The 19,458-nt window shown below is 45.1% G+C and carries 12 protein-coding genes; 3 read left to right on the top strand and 9 right to left on the bottom strand.

Features of this window, described 5'->3' with window-relative positions:
- Positions 1-31: 31 nt before the first annotated feature.
- The 8 genes from CBX98_RS13730 to hemL all read right to left on the bottom strand — a co-directional run bounded on the left by CBX98_RS13730 (position 32) and on the right by hemL (position 13,103).
- Positions 32-1,015, bottom strand: a complete 984-nt coding sequence (locus CBX98_RS13730) for an ABC transporter ATP-binding protein (protein ID WP_005394709.1) — start codon at positions 1,013-1,015, stop codon at positions 32-34.
- Between the two features lie 2 nt (positions 1,016-1,017).
- On the bottom strand, positions 1,018-2,043 hold the full coding sequence (locus tag CBX98_RS13735) for an ABC transporter permease (protein WP_005394707.1): 1,026 nt from the start codon (positions 2,041-2,043) through the stop codon (positions 1,018-1,020).
- Positions 2,044-2,045: 2 nt separating this feature from the next.
- Positions 2,046-3,032 (bottom strand): ABC transporter permease, encoded by a 987-nt coding sequence (locus tag CBX98_RS13740; RefSeq protein WP_005394705.1) that lies wholly within the window; start codon positions 3,030-3,032, stop codon positions 2,046-2,048.
- 170 nt (positions 3,033-3,202) lie between these two features.
- Positions 3,203-4,885 (bottom strand): ABC transporter substrate-binding protein, encoded by a 1,683-nt coding sequence (locus tag CBX98_RS13745; RefSeq protein ID WP_005394703.1) that lies wholly within the window; start codon positions 4,883-4,885, stop codon positions 3,203-3,205.
- Between the two features lie 776 nt (positions 4,886-5,661).
- On the bottom strand, positions 5,662-9,048 hold the full coding sequence (locus CBX98_RS13750) for a response regulator (RefSeq protein WP_109169487.1): 3,387 nt from the start codon (positions 9,046-9,048) through the stop codon (positions 5,662-5,664).
- A 226-nt stretch (positions 9,049-9,274) separates the two neighbouring features.
- Positions 9,275-10,300 carry a 16S rRNA (guanine(1207)-N(2))-methyltransferase RsmC gene (gene rsmC / locus CBX98_RS13755; RefSeq protein ID WP_109169489.1) on the bottom strand — a complete coding sequence of 342 codons (1,026 nt, stop codon included), beginning with the start codon at positions 10,298-10,300 and terminating at the stop codon, positions 9,275-9,277.
- Positions 10,301-10,375: 75 nt separating this feature from the next.
- Positions 10,376-11,461 carry an AI-2E family transporter gene (locus CBX98_RS13760; protein ID WP_006743285.1) on the bottom strand — a complete coding sequence of 362 codons (1,086 nt, stop codon included), beginning with the start codon at positions 11,459-11,461 and terminating at the stop codon, positions 10,376-10,378.
- 346 nt (positions 11,462-11,807) lie between these two features.
- Positions 11,808-13,103 carry a glutamate-1-semialdehyde 2,1-aminomutase gene (gene hemL, locus CBX98_RS13765; RefSeq protein ID WP_012841437.1) on the bottom strand — a complete coding sequence of 432 codons (1,296 nt, stop codon included), beginning with the start codon at positions 13,101-13,103 and terminating at the stop codon, positions 11,808-11,810.
- Positions 13,104-13,349: 246 nt separating this feature from the next.
- Between hemL and erpA the strand changes: the two genes are divergently transcribed.
- The 3 genes from erpA to vmeK all read left to right on the top strand — a co-directional run bounded on the left by erpA (position 13,350) and on the right by vmeK (position 18,029).
- Positions 13,350-13,691: an iron-sulfur cluster insertion protein ErpA gene (erpA, locus tag CBX98_RS13770; protein ID WP_109169490.1), complete on the top strand. Its 342-nt coding sequence runs from the start codon at positions 13,350-13,352 to the stop codon at positions 13,689-13,691.
- A 105-nt stretch (positions 13,692-13,796) separates the two neighbouring features.
- Positions 13,797-14,915, top strand: coding sequence for an efflux RND transporter periplasmic adaptor subunit (locus tag CBX98_RS13775; protein WP_109169492.1), 1,119 nt, complete (start codon positions 13,797-13,799; stop codon positions 14,913-14,915).
- Positions 14,916-14,924: 9 nt separating this feature from the next.
- Positions 14,925-18,029, top strand: a complete 3,105-nt coding sequence (gene vmeK / locus CBX98_RS13780; RefSeq protein WP_109169493.1) for a multidrug efflux RND transporter permease subunit VmeK — start codon at positions 14,925-14,927, stop codon at positions 18,027-18,029.
- A 65-nt stretch (positions 18,030-18,094) separates the two neighbouring features.
- Here the strand turns inward: vmeK and CBX98_RS13785 are convergent, their stop codons facing one another.
- Positions 18,095-19,387 carry a peptidoglycan DD-metalloendopeptidase family protein gene (locus CBX98_RS13785; RefSeq protein WP_109169495.1) on the bottom strand — a complete coding sequence of 431 codons (1,293 nt, stop codon included), beginning with the start codon at positions 19,385-19,387 and terminating at the stop codon, positions 18,095-18,097.
- Positions 19,388-19,458 lie beyond the last annotated feature (71 nt).

A 19,458-nucleotide genomic window follows, 5' to 3' on the forward strand; every position in this document is an offset into this window, starting at 1 on the left:
TTTTGTTCTTAGCTAGCGTTATTTTTTGTTGTTAAACCTTAGCTTGAGCAATCGTGTCGCCGTATAAGTGGCAATTTGAAAAACGACCAGGTTCAATTTGACGCAGCTGAGTTGGTACTCGTGTACAAGCTTCGTGGACGCGGTCGCAGCGAGCTTGGAATCGGCAGCCTTGAGGAATCTCTAACAGGTTCAAAGGGTTGCCTGGAATACCAGTTAATTTGGTTTTAGGACCAGTTAGTGGAGGGAAAGAGCTACCCAAACCTTTGGTGTAAGGGTGGTAAGGACTTTCCAGAATTTGCTTAGAAGGGGCGACTTCAATCAACTCACCGGAGTACATAATGCCGATTCGATCCGAGAACTCGACCATGAGTGACAAGTCGTGGGTAATGAAAAGGATCGAGAAGCCGAACTCTTCTTTCAGTGCATAGATTTTTTGTAAGATTTCACGCTGAACCACAACATCGAGTGCCGTCGTTGGCTCATCCATGATGATCATCTTTGGATTGAGAGCCAGAGCAATCGCAATGACTAAGCGCTGGCGCATACCACCAGAAAATTGGTGTGGGTAGTCATTCAAGCGGCTTGGATGAATATCAACGATTTCCAACAATCCTTCGGCGCGCTTTTTCGCTTGTTCACGTGTCATGTTGGTGTGGCGCATGATGACATCGCAAAACTGCTCTTCCATCGTAAGCACCGGATTTAATGCGTTCATTGCACTTTGGAACACCATCGACATTTCGCTCCAGCGGAATGATTGCATACGTTCATCGCTGTACTTAATGATGTCTTCACCGTTGAAGATGACCTCACCACCAGTGATGAATGCTGGCGGCTTATGAAGACGCATGAGCGAGAAAGCAACTGTGGATTTACCACAGCCAGATTCACCTGCCAGGCCAAAGACTTCACCTGGCGCAATGTCAAAGCTAACGTTGTTACAGGCGCGGACATCGCCCGCATCTGTGATGTAATCTACGCATAGGTTACGGATAGAAATTAGTGGTGCAGTCATGATTATTTATCTCCGCTCCATAGTGCATTTTGTGGTGCCATTTCAGGCGCGCGCTCTTTCTTGTCTTTCTCTGCCAGTTTCTTCCAGCGTTTCATGCCTTTGTGAGAACGAAGCTGTGGGTTAGCAATTTCATCAACGGCAAAGTTAAGTAGAGCAAGACCAGTCACCAAAAGAGTTAAGGCGATACAAGGTGCTAATACTTCCCACCATGCGCCAATCAACATCGCTGATGAGGTTTGCACGTTGTAGAGCATGATGCCCCAACTGATGGTGTTGGCATCGCCCAGGCCCAAGAACGAGATTACAGCCTCAGTATTGATAGCGAGCATTACTGAGCCGATGAAGCTTGCACCGACAATCGGGATTAGGTTTGGTAAAATTTCAACGAAGATGATGCGGAATGAAGACTCGCCCAATACTTCAGCGGCTTTCACAAACTCTTTCTCGCGTAGAGCCATGGTTTGAGAACGGACAACACGTGCGCCCCACGCCCAAGAGGTACCAGCGATAATCAAGGCAATGGTGAGTGGACCTGCTTCGCCAATAAAGGCTGCCAGTACAAAGAGCAATGGGTATTGAGGGATTACCAGCATGATGTTCATCGCTGCACTCAATATGTCATCCACTTTGCCGCCGAAGTAACCTGCCGAGATACCAATGACCGTTGCTAGGAAACATACGATGATGCCAGCACCAAAGCCGACACCCAGCGATACGCGAGCACCGTAAGCCACTTGTGACCAAATATCACGACCCATACGTGAAGTTCCCAGAACGTGATCAGCCTTTTTCGACATAATCAGCGTACGACGATCATCTGCTAGATTTTTAGCTACCCAGCCATCAGGATTATTTTGCGCTTGTTTTACGACAAAGCTTGGGTATTCGTGTGGATTACCGGTTCGCTTGTCTGGCGCATGTTTCGTAAGTAAAGGAGCTGCGATCGCAACGAATACGAATACGGTAACAATACCAAGACCGATTCGAGCGAATGAGTTGCCTAAAATAAGTTTGAATAGTTCTTTCATGATTATTTGCCTCCCGTACGTAGGCGAGGGTCTAGAATCATGTACAGCATGTCAGCCATTAAGTTGAAGCACAGCATGAACATCGTCATGATAATTAACTGACCTTGAAGTACTTGGTAGTCACGAGCGTGAATTGCGTTAAGTAGCACGGTGCCTAAACCTGGGTAGTTGAAAATCATCTCGATGATCAATTGACCACCAATGGCCATACCCAAAGACATAGATAGCGCGGTTACACTTGGAAGTAGCGCGTTACGTGCGGCGTAATTGAAGACGACACGGTTCTCGCTCAGCCCTTTGCCTTTCGCCATCGTGATGTAGTCTTCGGCGAGAAGGTTGATCATGTTGTTACGCATATTGACGAGGAAGCCACCGATCTGAACGATGGTTGCACAGAATAGAGGCAGTACTGCGTGGTAACCCACGTTTTTGATGAACTCCCAGCTTGACCAATCAGGGATAGTACCTGGCGTGTAAGCATAGCCAGATGGGAACCATTTTAGGCCAATCGCAAAGGTAAACAGTGCTAACATTGCGATAACCATCTGTGGGATAGCTTGAATGATCAATGTACCAGGCGTTACGAATGCATCGTACTTACTACCACGCTTCCATGCGGCAAAAATACCGAGTACAGAAGCGATTGAGAAAGAAAGTACAACCGCAGTACCAGCTAGGAAGAGAGACCAGCCAAATGCACTACCTAGTAAAGAGTTAACTGAAAGAGGGTAGAACTGGATTGATGTACCTAGCTCCCAACTTAGAATGTTTTTAATGTACGAAAAGTACTGAATGTAAATCGGCCCATCAACGAAACCGAGCAGTTCTTTCATTGCTGCGATTCGTTCTGGCGTCACCTGTACAGAAGCGTTAGCAAACATCATGGTAACTGGGTCACCAGGCATTGCTCGCGGAATAATAAAGTTTAACGTCGCTGCAACTAAGAGCGCGACAAGATAGAACGACAAACGTCTTAAAAAATAACCCATAACTCACACCTTACTCACCCAGATTTTTTCCCTGTTTCTGGTTTCAGGTCGCTCCTAGCGAAATTTAGAGCGAAAAATCCCCTGACGACGAGCGCCACATATTGGTTTCGTTAACAAGGGATTTTTATAGGCGGCACACGGGATGTATGCCGCTTGAAATGAACTTCTACTTATTTAACTGGTTTTAGGTCCAGCACGTGAAGTAGACGTTCTGGGATACCAGCCCAAATGTTTGGACGGCCCTTAGGATTTTCTTCGTTCCACCAACCAGTGAAGCGAGTTGTGTTGTATTGATACATGTACGCGCCAGATAGCACAGGAATGGTTACTTGGTCCTGAGCAATGATCTTCTGGATACCATGAGCGATTTCTAGCTGTTCTTGCTTATCAGCGGTTTTGTAGAAGCTGTTAAGAAGACCGTCTAACTTATCGTTCTTGTAGAAGTGCATTGCAAAGCGAGGCATACCGTCACCAGACTGTAGCTTCGAGTTGTAGCCGCTGTCCCAGTACAAGTGTGGATCCGCACCGTGGAAGTAGTTGGTGTAAGCAACGTCGTATGTACCTTCTAGCATTGCTTGGTTGTATACCGAGAAATCTGGAGTACGAGCACGTGCTTTAATGCCTACTTCTGCTAGTTGCTCAACAGCTAGTTGTACAGTGTTGTTAAAGTCAGTCCAACCGTTTGGCGATTGAATGAGAAGCTCGAAAGACTTGCCAGATGGTGTATCTACAAAGCCATCTTTGTTTACATCTTTGAAGCCTGCTTTAGCAAGAAGCTTTTTCGCACCTTCGGCGTTGTATGTGTTGTAACCTTTGTACTTGTTGTGCGTCTCTTCGTCAGACCAAGCTTCGAATGCGTAGCCTAGACCTGAAGCGAAGTCATTTACTGTACCGCCACCGTAGAATGCAATGTCGATAATCGTTTGACGGTCTAGCGCCATAGAGAACGCACGACGGAAGTCAACGTTAGTAAGTGCTTCGTTTTTCGCCGCGTCTGGGTTTTTGAAGTTCACTACAAACGCTTGAGTACCCGCTGGTGGGTACCAGTAGTGGTGATTCGGACTTGCTGCAGCGTAAGTGCGGTCGATGTCTGGTACGAATGAAGACGTCCAGTCCATTTCACCGTTAACGATTTTGCCCAAGAATTGGTCGTTGTTCGCGATTTGTGGCACTCGTAGACAGTCTACATCTAGGTTATCAGCATCCCAGTAATTCGGGTTTTCACACTGAATGTATAGTTGCGGTGTAAAAGTGTCGATTTCGGTAAATGGACCACTACCTACTGGATTTTCGTTTGTGAATGTTGCTGGATCTTTCACTTTGCTCCATACGTGCTTAGGTACAACTGGTACTTTCGCAATTTCGTAAGGAACGTTTGAGTTTGCTTCGCTTAGACGGAATTTAACTTTGTAGTCGTTAACTTTCTCTACGCCAGTAACCCAAGAGTTGATACCAGATTGGTCTAGCTCTGGCTTCTCTTTAACTAGGTTGAAAGAATAAACTACGTCATCAGCGGTAAACGCTTTGCCGTCAGACCATTTTACGCCCTTACGAATATCGAAGGTCACGCTCATTAGGTCATCAGCCATGGTAAAGTTTTCTGCTAGACGAAATACTGGCGTGTTACCGTGCATTTCGTTAAAAACAACGAGCGGCTCGTAAATAAAGTCGGTTGTTGTGTGCAGGTTAGTTGCACCCAAGAAAGGGTTAAAGTTACGAACGAAAGTTGTAAACTCTTTAGGGTGGATAGTCAGTTCACTGCGTTCAGCCGCAGTAGCTACCGATGCAAAACCTGTAGTAGCCGTTGCAATAATTGCTGTTGCTAGTGCTGTTTTTTTAATATTGGCAAGCATAGCTGTTCCTTACTATTTGCTTTCATTTCACTAAATGGAATTGAATGTCATCAATTGATAAACACTCTCCAAGACCTACCTCTTGTTTGTGCATTACTCATTACAACATTGAGTTTCGCCAAGAGTGGCCTGTAGGCCTTAGGCAGGAGTAAGAAAACACCTTATCCATAAAATAATCAAACTCGATTCTCGTTAAAAACGTTAAAATATCGTCACTCTCCGTTATAAACGTTATTTTGGCTAAATTTGACTAGAGATAGACCAAAAAATAAACGTTGATATGCGTCGCAGTTTATATCCTTGTTAATAGTGAGTGTTAGTAATTGCTAACCTATAATCTATTTAAAATAAAAGCCTTATGATTCTCTTCCTGGTTCGGAGATCTCGCTCACATGCAGAAAATGTGTTAATTAATTAGCTAAAAATTAATCTGCCGTTCTGTTGTGATTGAGTTCGCAATCTCTGTCAATTGTTGGTTAAAAACCGTTTGTTATCTGAAAAATAGTCTCTTTTATCGACAGTTTTCTCTCATTTATTGCTCTTTTTTTATTGTGAAAATGAAGTGTTTTATTCGCTCGACTCAACCTAGTTTGGGTAAGTTATATCGATAGAAGCGTATGTTTGGAATGCTTACCATGAACAACTTTGTCCAGAGGCTTATTCGGCATTTTAATGTGGTAACGGTAGAGAGTCGCTGTATTGTTCGTCTTTAGAGAAAGAGAAGGCTTGGATAATAAAAAGCCCAGCGTATGCGCTGGGCTAGTTTTTGATAGGTATTAGCTGGTCAACAGTCGCTGTAGTTTATCTCGTTGAGCTTCGATGTACGCACGCTCAGGACTCTGTTCTTTACAGTGTTCAAGGATGAATTCTATCGAGCTCAATACCGTTCTCCAACGTGGCGTTTTTGGCAGCGTTTCTATACGCATGTATTTATCCAAAGTGCGTGTTTGCAGAGTGCTACGGTCAAGATAAACGCGCCATAAGCCACTTTGTTCGGCAAATGCGAATTTACTTTCACCAGTGACTGACTCCCAATACTCTAAGGCATGTGTCATTGCGTCGACCAGAATTTCTCGCATTAGCTCTTGTTTGTCTTTTTTGTTACCAAGCGCTTTGTCTGCAAGGCGTGTAAACTCTCCACCGAGTTCTTTCAGCTTCTGCAGCTGGTCTTTATCGCCATCAAAAGCATAACTTGAAAGCACCTCTACTGCGGTTTCTAGGTTGTGTATGCGAGCGGCATTGGCTCCTCCGCCAACATTAAAGATATACATGACATCTAAGCCTGAGCCTTCAGGTAGTTTAAGAATGTCTGCTTCGATGTTTTGACGAATATCTTCAATATAGATATCAATCTTGCCACAGTAATGAGGTTGTTTGACGGTCAGATACTTAGGTGCAATCAACTCATCGGCAGATGAACGTTTTAATTGTTCTAAGTTACGCTTGAATAGCTTGCAAGCAGCTTCATTAGCAAACCGGATACGTTTATCTTCACGCAAACAGATAATCGCTTCAGGAGCCGATTCCAGTTGTTCCAACAATCGCCCTTGAGTTTCTAATAAGCTTGCCTCTACAGCCGCTCGTTGGCGAAGTTCAGATTCAAGTATCTTATTCTCCATGTGGCGCATTTCAGCTTGGCTTGCCGTTAAGTGCGCTTGGATGCGCGCAGCTAGCTCTTGTTTATTGAATGGCTTAGATAAATAGTCGTTGGCTCCTGCTTCAAAGCCTCGTACACGATCTTCTGTTTGACTAAGCGCGGTGAGCATAATGATAGGTAGCTCGGCATGGTCATAAGTTTCACGTAATTCACTGCAGACTTGATAGCCGCTCATGCCTGGCATCATGATATCCAATAACAGGAGTTCCGGTTTTTCCTGCTCAACGAGTGCTAATGTTTCTGGTCCATCAGAGACGGTACGTACGCGATAGCCCTCTAAACGTAAGAAGCTCTCAAGCACACGCAGGTTTACTGGCTCATCGTCAGCGACATACAGTAACGGGCCGTCTGGATTCTCTGGCAGTGATAAGTCTTCATTGTTCTCTACATCGATTTCAGGAATCTGGAAGTGTCCGTGCGCTGCAAGGGTTTGAGTTGTTTGGATCTCTTCTTCACTGGCAAGTGGTAACGTGAAACTGAAGGTGGTGCCGACCATAGGCTGGCTGCTGACGTATAACGAGCCACCCATCAACTCAATCAATTGACGGCTAATCGAAAGCCCGAGCCCCGCACCTTGACGATAGCGACTTGCGTCTTGTCCCGCTTGGATAAGTGGTTCGAAAATATGTTCAAGATGTTCTGCGGGAATACCTTGCCCAGTATCCACAACTTGCACACGAACATGATCATCAACTACATTGGCGGAGATAACGATTTTACCTTCAGAGGTGTACTTAATCGCATTACCGATCAGGTTATATAACACTTGTTCAAGGCGTTGAGGATCGGCAGACACCGCTTTCAAATCCGCTGGTACTTGGTTGATGATACGGATGGTTTTATTTCCGAGTAAATGACTGGAAAGCTCTAGTACCAGTCGCGTTGCACTGGCTAAACTCACCGCTGACTTCTGGATATCCATGCTTCCGTAACGCATTTTATGATAATCCAATAAGTCATCAACAAGGTTTGCGAGACGTTGCCCACTTTTAATGATGATATCAAGCTGATATTTTTGGCTAGCAGGGATAGCACCGTTAGCGCCGGACGCTAAGGTCTCAGCGATTCCGACCATGCCGTGCAATGGTGTGCGGAGTTCATGAGAAGTGGTGGCTAAGAACTCATCTTTAAGTTTATCGGCCAATTGCAGTTCATCATTTTGTTTTTGAATGATCTGGATGTTGCTCTCGAGCTCTTCATTTTGCTTCTTAATGGTTTGAATTTTCTCTCGAATAGAGCGCTGCATTCGTTCAAAACTCAGTGCAAGACGGCCAATTTCATCTTTGCGAACCGTATTAAAGGTGGTGTCATCAAGATCTCCGGCAGACACTTTTTCGGCAGCCCAAGTTAACTTCAGCAACGGAGAAGTAATAAAGTTTGATAAATAATGGGAAGCGATTACCACTAGAATGATGGCGATCAGCATGGCGATAACAAACAGTTTTTCTAGTTGATGAATACGAGCGAAAGCTTCTTTTTCTGGTAATTGCACGACGAGTGCCCAAATAACACCACGCGTTTCAATCGGTGCATAAGCAGCGATGATCTCTTCACCTAAACCGTTCGTGTAAGTGCCGACGCCAAATGCACCAGAGAGTCCTTTATCGATCACTTCTAAGCTGTTCTTGATGTCATCTTGTTTGGTGTTAATTGTGCGAGGTTGGTGATCATTTCCAACCAGTAAGGTATTAATGGATGACTCTCGGTTGGCGTCTGCGGCTAACTTCGTGATGCCATTGTTTGGTAAGCGGAACATAGCATAGCTGTGTAGGTAGCCTTGCTGAACAATTGGAGCACCTAACCAAGCGACTTGTTTACCACCTTCCAGTTCGAAATCAGACACAATCACAGGGGTGTAGTCTTCATTCACCTTACGGCGTTCAGTGACGTCATCAGCTAGACGTTTGAAGGTTTTGCCAAGTGCTGAGTCTTTGTAGGGGCCTGATAATAAGTTTGTTCCGTAGTTATCGTCTTTGTTGATCGAGTAGGTGACATTACCGTTGATATCGACCAGCAAAATATCATTAAAATCAGAGCGCTTGAGGAGCTCTAAGTAGGCCCAGTGGTAACGTTTATGTAAGAGTCGGTAACGTTCACTTCCGACATAGTTGGAAGACTCGGGTAACGTTGACGTTTTGATTTGATCTCCGCTGCCTTCAATGTAGCGCTGTTGGGCATTTTTACGAGATTCTTCAATGTCATTGCCTAAACGACTAAAAGCATTGACGAGACCGTAGAATCGACCACCACTGGCGTAAGCCAGTTCAGAGCGCACAAAGCCCATGACTTCAGTTTCCCGCGCCTCAAAGTAGTCGATAATTTGCTGTTGTTTTGTATCTCTAACAGACAACAAGTGTGAGGTGCTTTGTTCTTGCAGATCTTTACTGTGGGACTGTAGGAAAAAGATCGCAGTAATAGTAAGAGGTGTGATACTGAGCACCAGAAATGCGGTCATCAGTGTACTCTGAAGGCGCTTAAATTTCTGTTTTTTGTAGAATTTAAACATGGATAAGATTACAACTCATAAAGGGCAGTTCTAAAATGTACTTCGCTGCCGAGGTTCTCGTTAAAAACGGATAAGATGTTCAACTAGATAGAATTAACAAAATTAACGAGTTTTTTTTCTTTGACAAGAAAGTTAGTTGTAAAGCGTGCAGGGTGACGCAGTTTTTCTTATGAGTGTTGAGTTTTTGAGAAAAAATCGCGCAGGTTTGCACCTGCGCGAGGGAAGATTATGACTTTTTCGCGTAGTAGATAGAAAATTTATTGGTCTTATTTAGCGTCTCGCAATTATTAAACGCTAGCTCAATAATTGGTGGGTATTTTAAGAAGCTATTCGCGACAATGATCATTTCACCATGGTTATCGAGATACTTTGGAGCCTGACCCAATAGTGTTTCTGCTGCGTTGTAGTTCGTATCCAAACCACTGTGGAAAGGTGGGTTACTGATGATAAAACGATAATCGTCGGCAGTGTCTGAGTAAATATCAGAGGCGAATACATGGCCGGTTAATCCATTGGCTTTTAGTGTGGCTTGACTCGATGTGATGGCATACGCGTTAATGTCACACATCTCAATCGCAATTTCCGGATTGGCTTTTGCCATGAAAGCACCTAACACCCCAGCACCACATCCAAAGTCGAGGACTTTACCTGATAGAGTAGGTAGGGTTTCGAGTAATAGGCGGCTACCTAAATCGAATTCGCCATGACTGAATACTCCAGGCAAGCTCTTAACAGTCAGTGATTGCTCACCAAGTGTGACCGTATAGGTTTTAAACCAGTCTGCTTGATTGAACGGCTTTGGTTCATTGAGGCAAGTGCCCCAGTAAAATGAACAGCGACGAGCGGAATCGTATTTATTGACCGGGCCATACTCTTTGAACATCTTCTCGATGCTTTTAACACCTGAGCGGTTTTCGCCAACCACTACAATTTCAGTGTTCACGCCTAGTTTCGCCATCAACATCGCCAGAAGGTATTCGGCTTCGGCTTTGGCTTTAGGCCAGTACAAAAGCACCATGTCTGCTTGTGTCTCAGTATTAAACTCAGAACCAAAATGGCTTTTAACCTTGTTATGAGTGCGAATTTGACGGTAGAAGCTGTAGTTTGAAGTGAAGACTTCCACAGATTCACAGTGTTTGGTCAGTTCAAGTGGAAAGAGATCTTCGACTTCACCTGCAACTAAAACATGTTTTCCGTTGAAGTAATCGAGCTGACGCTGAGCGATTTGGCTAGGAGCGATATAAGCAGACATAAATTGGGTTCATCAGAAATAATTGGGGCAGATTTTCGCACAATCTGCCCCAAGCTTGAAGTGATTAAGCTGTGACTAGCTGTTGTCTTGCTGGTTGAGGAAGTCTTTGAATTCTTCTTCGTAGATATTAAACAGTACCATTGTCACGGCAAAAATCAGTGGACCGTAGATAAGACCAATCAAACCAAACAGGTGCAGACCACCCAGTAACGAGAAGAAAATCATTAAGGTGTTCATGCCTGCGCTGCCTTGCATTAGCAGCGGACGCAACAGGTTATCAATAGAACCAACGACGACCACACTCCACACCGTCAAGAAGATAGCCCAAGTCATATCGCCTGTTAAGAACAAGTAGGCCGCTGCAGGAATCCAGATTAGTGCGGTTCCGACCACTGGAATGAATGATGCAAAGCCCATCATCGTTCCCCAAAATAACCCAGGGAAGCCAGCGAGCCACATACCGATACCGCCAGCCAGACCCTGAGCAATAGCCGTTAGGAATGAGCCCATCACGGCTGATTTAGAAACCTGCTCGATCTCTGTCAATATACGGTCTTCCTGGCTACGTGAGAGTGGCAGAATATGACGAATCGCAGAGATAATTTTGTCGTGATCACGAAGTAGAAAAAACAGCACAAACAGCATCAGGAAAAAATTCATTAGGAAGTTGGTGGCGTCTCCTAAAATCTTTGCGCTGATAGCAACTAAGTTAGAGCCAAACGATGTAGCAAATTGACCAATTTTTTCCGCAATGGCTTTGGGCTCGATTTTATCGAAAGGTAAGTACTCATTAACTATAGCTAAACCTTTGATAACAAAAGGGTGTTGAAATATATCTTGGATGCCGCCATTAGTGACCCAGTTGTACGTATTTTGTGAAAAAACAGAGCCTTGTTGAACAATGGCTGCAAACACAAATAGCAGTGGGATAACGATAATAAACGTCAAGACGACACATGACAGCAGTGCGGCCATATTGGGGTGCTTGGGAATTTTTCGCTCAAACCATTCGTGTACCGGAAACATGAGCAAAGAAATGATAAAAGCCATCACAATGGAATTGATGTATGGCTCAACCAATAAGTAGCAAGCAAAAGCAGCGGCGAGTAAAGCGACCATTAGTACTCGGTGACTCGACGTTATTTTTACATTATTTGGCATGAGATTAGTCCAACTTACAGGTGACGTTTACGGTTTGCGCCTTCAAAGATGGCGTTGAACCTGTATTACTTTGCACTCTTAACTCTTTCAACCTTATGACAATGCCGAATTAGAGCAGAGCAATATACCTTGTTATAATGACCACAAATCAGTCGGTTATCAATCAAGAGATGAACTATGGGTTGTTGCAACGGTGATAAAAAGTGTCAAACCGAGAAAAAAGCCAAACGAATACCGTGGTTTGGCATTGTTATTGGTGTTTTAGCAGTGTTGGTTATATTGAATTGGCAATAAAAAAGGACCGTGATGGTCCTTTTTTAAATTAGTTATCGCAGCTTTTAAGCGATTATTTTGCTTCTTCTGCAAGAGTTGCAAAACAGCGGTCAGCCGCTTCTAGCGTGGCATCGATTTCTTTTGAACCGTGAGCAAGGGAAGTAAAGCTCGCTTCGAACGCTGAAGGCGCTAGGTAGACACCGTGTTTGAGCATTAAGTGGAAGAAGCGCTTGAAGCGTTCCACATCGCACTTCGTTACGTCTTCGTAGCAAGTCACTTTTTCTTGGTCAGTGAAGAAGAAGCCAAACATGCCGCCCACTTGGTTCACAACCAGAGGAATACCGTGTTTCTCTGCTAGAGACTTAAAGCCATCTGCTAGTTGTTTGGTTTTTGAAGCTAGGCGTTTTTCGTTGCCTTCTTCTTTTAGAAGGTTCAAACATGCATAGCCTGCAGCCATTGCGACAGGGTTGCCAGAAAGCGTACCCGCTTGGTAAACCGGACCAGTTGGCGCAACGTATTGCATTACTTCTTTACGACCACCGAAAGCACCCACTGGCATACCACCACCGATCACTTTACCCAGTGTCGTTAGGTCTGGCTTGATGTTGTAGTGCGCTTGTGCGCCACCAAGTGCCACACGGAAGCCTGTCATAACTTCATCAAAAATTAGTAGCGCGCCTTCTTGATCACAGATTTCACGTAGACCTTCGTGGAAGCCTTCCACTGGTGGAATACAGTTCATGTTGCCTGCAACTGGCTCAACGATGATACAAGCGATTTCGCCTTTGTTAGCAGCGAATAGCTCGCGTACAGAATCTAGGTCGTTGAATGTTGCTGTTAGTGTGTGCTTAGCAAAGTCTGCAGGAACGCCAGGAGAGCTTGGTTGACCAAGGGTCAATGCGCCAGAGCCCGCTTTGACTAGCAAGCTGTCAGCGTGGCCGTGGTAACAACCTTCAAATTTCATGATCTTGTCGCGACCAGTGAAGCCACGTGCAAGGCGAATCGCGCTCATAGTCGCTTCGGTACCAGAACTTACCATACGGATTTGCTCCATTGATGGAACAAGTTCAGAAACTAACTCTGCCATCGCGATTTCAAGTTCTGTTGGCGCACCGAAGCTAAGGCCGCGTTGCGCTGCGTCAATGACGGCTTCGCGGATAACCGCGTGGTTGTGGCCAAGAATCATTGGACCCCAAGAGCCAACGTAATCAATGTACGCTTTACCATCGGCATCAAAAATCAGTGGACCGTCTGCTCGTTCGATAAATAGCGGAGAGCCGCCAACGCCGTTGAATGCACGAACTGGTGAATTGACACCGCCAGGGATGGTTTGCTGAGCTTTTTGATACAGCTCTGATGATTTGGTCATGGGGTTATCCTCTTTTGATTGCTCGGACCAAGTGGAGCGCATTGTACCTAGCTATAATCAAGTTAGAAACGTTTTGCTTAATTTATGTGTTGTTTCGCAGTGTAATCTTATATATCCGCATCTGTTATAAAGAATCGGCGGTGAATACTTGAACGAGTTTGTCAGGTATTGGATAATCGTCTCAATTAGCACAAATTTGACGTCTTGCTTCAGGCTTGACGCATTACACGAGTGAGAGAGGTCTTCGTGAGCGAAGTAAACGTACCATTATCTTTTTCTGACGCAGCAGCATCTCGCGTTAAAGCATTGATTGCTGAAGAAGAAAACCCAGCATTGAAACTGCGCGTATACATTACTGGTGGCGGCTGTAGCGGCTTCCAATACGGCTTTACTTTTGATGAAAATATAAACGAAGGCGATACGACAATCGTAAACAGTGGTGTAACACTGGTTGTAGACCCTATGAGTCTGCAATATCTCGTTGGCGGCATTGTTGACTACACAGAAGGGTTAGAAGGCGCGCGCTTCTTTGTAAACAACCCAAATGCAACGACAACATGTGGTTGTGGTGCATCGTTCAGTGTGTAATTAACACCAATCAGGCAGCCAGTGGCTGCCTGAACTTTACGTAGAAGGATGTCACGTAAAGTCGCTCTCGCAGAATATGCAGAGAAATAATAAAAAGGACTTTATATGTCTGGATCGTCTTTCGGACGTCGCATTGTCGAGCGCCCGTGGCTAGTATCTCTTATCCTCATATTGCTTCTTGTTGCATGGCTGGCAATAGGTCAACTGAAAGCACAAGATGATAATCTCAATTCTTCATCCTCTTCAACGAACACCACGCCACTTGCAAAGGTGATGTTCGACACCTTTATTGCTGAACCCACAAGTAAAACCATCGAACTGTATGGACGGACTGCCCCCAATCGTCAAGCGCGCCTTGGCGCTGAAGTCGCGGGTAAAATAGTCAGCCTCACTATAGAAAAAGGTCAAACAGTCAAGCAGGGGCAAGTGATCGCAAGCATCGACAAGCGCGATCTTGGTATTCAGCTCAAGCGGGCTCAGGCGATGCTGTTGGTTAAAGAGAAAGAGTTTAATGCAGCTAAATCGCTAAAAAGTCGCGGACTACAGGGCGAAGTTGCGTTTGCGACAGCACATGCGGCATTGGTGGATGCTCGAGCGAATTTGAGCAACGTGCAAACGGCATTAAGAAATACCGAGGTGAAAGCACCATTCGATGGCATTGTTGATCACCACTTTGTTGAGTTAGGCGACTTTGTAGGGATTGGCGATCCTATTGCGACGGTCATTGATTTGGACACTTTGGTGATTGAAGCCGATGTCAGTGAACGGCATATACAATACCTTAAGGAAGGCCTACAAGCCGATGTAAGAACCATTAACCAACAGCATTATCAAGGTCGGGTACGCTACATTGGGCGTGTTTCTTCTGCTTCTACTAACACCTTTCCAATTGAAATCGAAATTGATAACCAAGATGCAAGAATTCCGGCCGGTATGAGCGCTGAAGTACAGCTGCCGTTGAGTGAAGTGTTGGCGGTAAAGATTACGGCTGCAATGCTAGCACTCGATGAAGAAGGTAATTTAGGTGTTAAAACACTGCGTAATGAGCATGTTGAATTTGTTCCGATTCAGCTCGTTAAGGCCGAAGATGATGGTGTTTGGCTCTCTGGGTTAGGAGAGCGAGCCGATATTATCGTGCTGGGGCAAGGGTTTGTACGCGATGGCGATCAAGTACTGGCCAACAAAGTTGATGACGCAGTTGTTGAAGCGGCTAGTGAGCAGTAAGGAGCACTTATGTACACTCTGATTGATGCTGCGTTATCCCGCGCTCGCACCATGCTGACATTACTGGTGATGATCTTAATTGCCGGTGTCATTACTTACGTCACTATCCCCAAGGAATCGAGCCCAGATATTACCATTCCTATTATCTACGTTTCTGTTGGGCATCAAGGCATTTCTCCCGTTGATGCCGAACGTTTATTAGTTCGGCCAATAGAGCAAGAGTTGCGCTCTATTGAAGGCGTAAAAGAGATGACCTCTGTGGCATCAGAAGGTCATGCTTCGGTGACGCTGGAATTTAGTGTTGGAGTGGATCTTGATAAAGCGATGGCAGATGTCCGAGACGCCGTTGATCTTGCGAAGCCAAAATTACCAGAGGACAGTGATGAGCCAACGGTAAATGAAGTCACGTTTGCATCTGAAGAGCCTGTTTTGACTGTTGTTCTATATGGCACCGTACCAGAGCGGACCATTGTACAGATTGCCAGAACGCTACGTGATCGTTTGGAGAGTTTCCGTCAGGTTCTTGAGGTTGAAATCGCAGGGGATCGCGAAGACATCGTGGAAATAGTTGTCGATCCGCTATTGATGGAAAGCTACGGTCTCGATCAAGCGGATATTTATAATTTAATCGCCTTGAATAACCGAGTAGTTGCAGCGGGATTTGTCGATACTGGGTATGGACGCTTTTCGGTAAAAGTCCCATCGGTGTTTGATTCACTGAAAGATGTGCTTGAACTGCCAATCAAAGTGAATGGCAAAGAGGTGATCACCTTTGGCGATGTGGCGACAGTACGACGTGCATTTCGCGATCCTGAAAGTTTTGCTCGTTTAGATGGTGAATCTGCCATCGTTTTGGACGTAAAAAAACGGGCAGGGGAAAACATCATTGAAACGGTCGAGCTGGTAAAAGAAGTACTGGCTCAGGGACAACAACGAGCCGAGTGGCCCGACAATTTGCAAGTCAAATACACTTGGGATCAATCCGACGATGTCAAATTGATGCTCAGTGATCTACAAAACAATATCTTATCCGCAATTATCCTCGTAGTGATCGTCATTATTGCCATATTGGGGGTTAGGACCGCGCTTCTCGTAGGGATTTCTATTCCGGGATCGTTCTTGACTGGGTTGTTGGTGTTATCGGTATTTGGGCTTACGGTCAATATCGTCGTACTGTTTGCTTTAATTATGGCGGTGGGCATGTTGGTGGATGGTGCCATTGTGGTGACAGAGTTTGCGGATAGGCGCATGCAAGAGGGTACACCTCGTAAAGAAGCCTATCGAGATGCAGCAAAGCGAATGGCCTGGCCTATTACCGCATCCACAGCAACCACATTGGCTGCGTTTGCTCCGTTACTTTTCTGGCCAGACATTACTGGTGAGTTCATGAAGTACTTACCACTTACTTTAATTGCTACTTTGGCCGCTTCGCTGATGATGGCTTTACTGTTCGTTCCTGTCATCGGTGGGATCATTGGCAAGCCTCAAGTAGTCAATCAGAAAGCTCAGCGAGAAATGGTTGAGCTGCATAACGGCAACTTTGAAAAAGCGACAGGCATTACCAAACTTTATTACCAGACTCTGTCGGTAGCGATTCGTCATCCATGGAAAGTATTACTCAGCGCGATACTGCTAGCGGCAGGTGTCGGCTTCACTTACAACAAGGCTGGCTTGGGTGCAGAGTTTTTCCCTGAAGTGGACCCAGCCTTTTTTACCGTTAAAGTTCGTTCTTATGGTGACCTGTCTATTCACGAAAAAGATGTGGTTATGCGCGAAATCGAGAAGGTGATGCTCGGTCATGACGAGTTTGAAAGTGTCTACACGCGTACAGGCTCAAGTGATAATGGGGATGAAATCGGCCAGATTCAGATAACGCCTGTGGATTGGCAGTATCGACGCAAAGTGAAAACCATTATTGAAGAGCTAAAAGAGACCACAGATCGCTTTTATGGTGTTGAACTTGAGTATAAATTCCCGGACGCAGGACCGCCTGTCGAGCATGATCTCGTGATTGAAGTGTCATCACGAAACTTGAGTGTTAGTGCGTTAGATGAAGCGGCCAAAAAAGTCCGACACTGGGCTGATGGTAATCCTGCACTGACCAATTTGAGTGATACCACTAATAAGGAAGGGATTGATTGGCAAATTGATATCCAGCGAGATGACGCCTCTCGCTTTGCAGCGGATGCGACCTTAGTCGGGAATACTGTTCAGTTTGTTACAAACGGTTTGAAAATAGGCGATTATTTGCCCGATGATGCGGATGAAGAAGTCGATATTTTGGTGCGCTATCCACAAGATAAGCGCGATATTGGTCGATTTGATCAACTGAGAGTGAAAACGGCGGCTGGTTTGGTGCCAATCACGAACTTTGCTCAAATTAAGCCAGATCATAAGCAAGATACCATTCGTCGTGTAGACGGCCATCGAGTTATCAATATCAAAGCAGACATGGTGGAAGGTTACAATTTGGCTCTTGAGCTACCGAAGATTGCCGCTGGAATGGAACAGCTCGACTTACCGGAAGGCATTGAATATAAGATTCGGGGTCAAAATGAAGAGCAGGAAAACTCATCAGCATTCTTACAAAATGCTTTTATTGTCGCGCTTGGTGTGATGGCTCTGATTTTAATTACGCAGTTTAATAGCTTTTATCAAGCTTTCTTAATCCTCAGTGCTGTGTTGTTTTCTACCGTTGGGGTCTTTGCTGGATTGCTTATTTTCCAAAAGCCATTTGGCATCATCATGTCGGGAATAGGGGTGATTGCGCTTGCAGGTATTGTTGTGAATAACAACATCGTATTAATCGATACTTATAATCAAATGCGTAAACGTGGCTTAGAGAAATCTGAGGCGATCTTGCGCACAGGTGTGCAGCGTTTAAGACCCGTTTTACTCACGACGGTGACCACCATACTAGGCTTATTGCCAATGGTGCTAGAAATGAACATCGACTTAGTTAACCAGAAAGTGGAATTTGGCGCGCCAAGCACTCAATGGTGGTCTCAACTTGCGACGGCTGTCGCGGGTGGATTGGCGTTTGCGACTTTGCTAACGCTGGTTCTGACACCATGCTTGCTCATGCTCGGGAGAGAGCATCACTCCGAAAAGTAAGCTTCATCGTGATGATATTAAAGAAACAAAAAGGGCAGCTGAGCTGCCCTTTTCAATACATCAATTTACTTCATTGCTAACAGTTTGCTGTAGCGCTCAAGTTTGTCCATGCTAATTTTTGCGTTTGCCATGAAAGTTTGTCTTGCTTTGCCTGTTAGGGATTTAGATTGTGGCAAATTCACCGTACGCGGGTTTTTGTGGACACCATTCACAAGGAACTCATAGTGCAAGTGAGGGCCTGTTACACGACCTGTTCCGCCAAGCGTACCAATGGTTTGACCTTGCTTAACGCGTTGACCAGCTCGTACTGTACGTTTAGTTAAGTGCAGGTACTTGGTAATGTAAGTATTGCTATGTTTAATGAAAACGTAGTTACCATTAAATTTGTTGTAAGACGATTTTTGAACGACACCATCGCCAGCCGCCCAAATCGGGGTGCCCACTGGTGCAGCATAGTCCGTGCCTCTATGAGGACGAACGCGTCCCGTTACAGGGTGTAAGCGGCGTGGGTTGAAGTTAGACGATACTCGACGGAAATCCAACGGCGCGCGTAAGAATGCTTTTTTCATTGCACGCCCATTTTCGTCATAATACTTGCCACTTTTCTGATCCAGTATTGCGGTGAAAGTATCGCCTTGGTTTTTAAATATCGCAGCAATGATTTTTCCGCGTCCAATCACTTCACCTTCTACCACTTCCTCTTGGTAAAGCACTCGGAAGCTGTCGTTTTTACGAATATCTAAAGCAAAGTCGATATCCCAGCCAAATATGCCGGCCAGTTCCATGATTTGGTTGCCATTTAATCCTGAAGAGATTCCCGCATTCCAAAAGTTTGATTTGATGGTGGCTTCAGCGTAGTTGTACTGGAAGTCGACTTCTTTTTTATCGACTTCTGAGACGTATTTGCCGTCTTTTAACGTGATACGAAAAGTTTCGAATGCGCTTAATGTTCTTCTTAACTGTACTAAGTCGTTGTTTTCATCAAAACCGAATTGCAATCGATCGCCAGGTCGAAGCCGGGTTAATTGCTTTTCCACTTCTTTGTCTGATGAGACAAGATCATGCAATAGGCGGGCAGAAAGCCCCACGCGACTAAACAAGATGGCGGCACTCTCACCATTTTTCACTTTGTACGTTTCCCAACGCAGTACAGCGGAGGACGCTGGAGACGAACTGTTTAGTGCACTGAGTTCTAGGGAAACAGGCACAGGATAATGTTGACCAACTTTTAATCGGCTCTGCTGCGGGTCTAGGTCTTGCGGATCAGGTAAAAAGAAGAGCGCGAAGATAATCAGCGCACTAAAAAAACCGATCAATACTTTGTGCAAGAGTGGAAGTCGGACAAAAATCGAATGCATGAGGTACTTGATTGCTAAATTAAACGGAAAAATTGACAACTACCTAGTCTAACGTGTTTCAAAATGCATCG

Origin of the sequence: Vibrio sp. T9, from assembly GCF_003123985.1 — a bacterium.
Taxonomy (GTDB): Bacteria; Pseudomonadota; Gammaproteobacteria; order Enterobacterales; family Vibrionaceae; genus Vibrio; species Vibrio diabolicus.